This window comes from Corynebacterium sp. HMSC074A09 (assembly GCF_001811545.1).
Lineage (GTDB): Bacteria > Actinomycetota > Actinomycetes > Mycobacteriales > Mycobacteriaceae > Corynebacterium > Corynebacterium hiratae.
Genome location: NZ_KV805130.1, coordinates 1 through 1,900, shown reverse-complemented (window position 1 = coordinate 1,900; position 1,900 = coordinate 1). Strand labels below are relative to the sequence as shown.

At 56.5% G+C, this 1,900-nt stretch carries 1 protein-coding gene; it reads right to left on the bottom strand.

Features of this window, described 5'->3' with window-relative positions:
- A partial coding sequence (locus tag HMPREF2807_RS03670) for a putative Ig domain-containing protein (RefSeq protein WP_232751618.1) occupies positions 1 to 1,900 on the bottom strand: 1,900 nt, incomplete at both ends.

Below are 1,900 nucleotides of genomic sequence, written 5' to 3'. Positions count from 1 at the left end.
TGATGCAACGCTCAGACAGGTTGGAAGAACCATTCCAGTCAGGCAACTTCGAGGAACCGTTCGGGTCCTTCTCCGGCTTGGAGTCCGGGTTATTCGGATCAGTCGGCTTGCCGTTGTTCTTGGAACCAGTGACCTCGTCACCATCGTTGGTGCCGTCACCATCGGTATCAGCCTTCTTCGGGTCAGTCGGAGCACCCTTCTCACCCGGCTTAACCTTGTTGCCGTCCTTATCGAACGGGTTCTTGGAGCCGTCTACCTCGTCACCGTCATTGATGCCGTCACCATCGGTGTCAGCCTTATTCGGATCGGTGCCAAGCTCCTTCTCCTGCTCGTCAGTCAGACCGTCACCATCGGTGTCCTTGTCCTTCGGATCTTTATCACCAGGCTTGTCATCCTCGCCCGGCTTGTTCGGATCAATCGGCCAGGACGGGTAGTCCGGGTACGACGGGTTAGAAGGCTTCTTACCTGGCTTATCAACCAAGTCAGCAACACCGTTGTTGTTCTTATCGGTGATACCGGTATCGCCAAGGCCGTCGCCGTCCTTGTCTTCAACCTTGCCCTCAGGAACCTCAGACTCATCACGGTTCTTCTTACCGTCACCGTCAGTATCCTCGTCACCATCGTTGACGCCGTCACCATCGGTATCCGGGTTCAACGGGTTCAGGCCAGCGGCCTTCTCATCATCATTAGAAACACCGTCGCCGTCAGCGTCCGGGTCCTCTTCGTTGATGATGCCGTCGCCGTCCTTGTCACCCTTCGGGCCATCCTCGTCATCCTTATCAATGATGTCCGGGATGCCATCACCGTCAGAGTCCTTGGACTCATCAACAGTCGGGTCAGACTCCTCAGCGTTGGTCTTGCCATCACCGTCAGCGTCCTCATCACCATCGTTGACGCCGTCACCATCGGTATCCGGGTTGTACGGGTCAGTGCCAGCAACCTTCTCGTCGGTGTTGTTGACACCATCACCATCGATATCCGGGTCAACAGCATCCGGGATGCCGTCCTTGTCAGTGTCGTTGGTCAGCGGACCATCGGTGATGTCAGCCTTGCCGTCCTCCGGATCCTTATCGGTAACACCGGTATCGCCAAGGCCGTCGCCGTCCTCGTCCTTAACCGGACCCTCAGGAACCTCAGACTCATCACGGTTCTTCTTACCGTCACCGTCAGTATCCTCGTCACCATCGTTGACGCCGTCACCATCGGTATCCGGGTTCAACGGATCAAGACCGGCTTCCTTCTCATCATCATTAGAAACACCATCGCCGTCAGCGTCCGGGTCCTCTTCATTGATGATGCCGTCGCCGTCCTTGTCACCCTTCGGACCATCCTCATCATCACGGTCAATGATGTCCGGGATGCCATCACCATCCTTATCGGTGATCTTGTCCTCATTCGGGTTGGACTCGTCCTTGTTCGGCTTGCCGTCACCGTCGGTGTCCTCGTCACCATCGTTGACGCCGTCGCCATCGGTATCCGGGTTGTACGGGTCAGTGCCAGCAGCCTTCTCATCAGAGTTGTTGACACCATCACCATCAATGTCGGGATCCTGAGAATCAGGGATACCGTCACCATCAGTGTCCGGATCCTCGATCATCCGCTCGGTTACCGTGAGCTTGAACTCATCCGAGGCATTCTTTCCATCCTTGGTCGCCTTGACCTTGATGTCATAGGACTTCAGCTCAGCATCTGCCGGCACCTCGCCCTCGATCGCGTTGGTATCCGGGTTGTACTTCAGGAACTCAGGCAGACCATCAACGGCTACCTCCGCACCATCAGTTGCCTTTACCGGGATGGAAACCTTTTCACCACGGGGAACCTTCATGTCCGGGATAGCATCCACGGACACATCGGCCTCGGGAGCATCCGGCTGCTCAACCGTGACAGTCACCGTGGCATC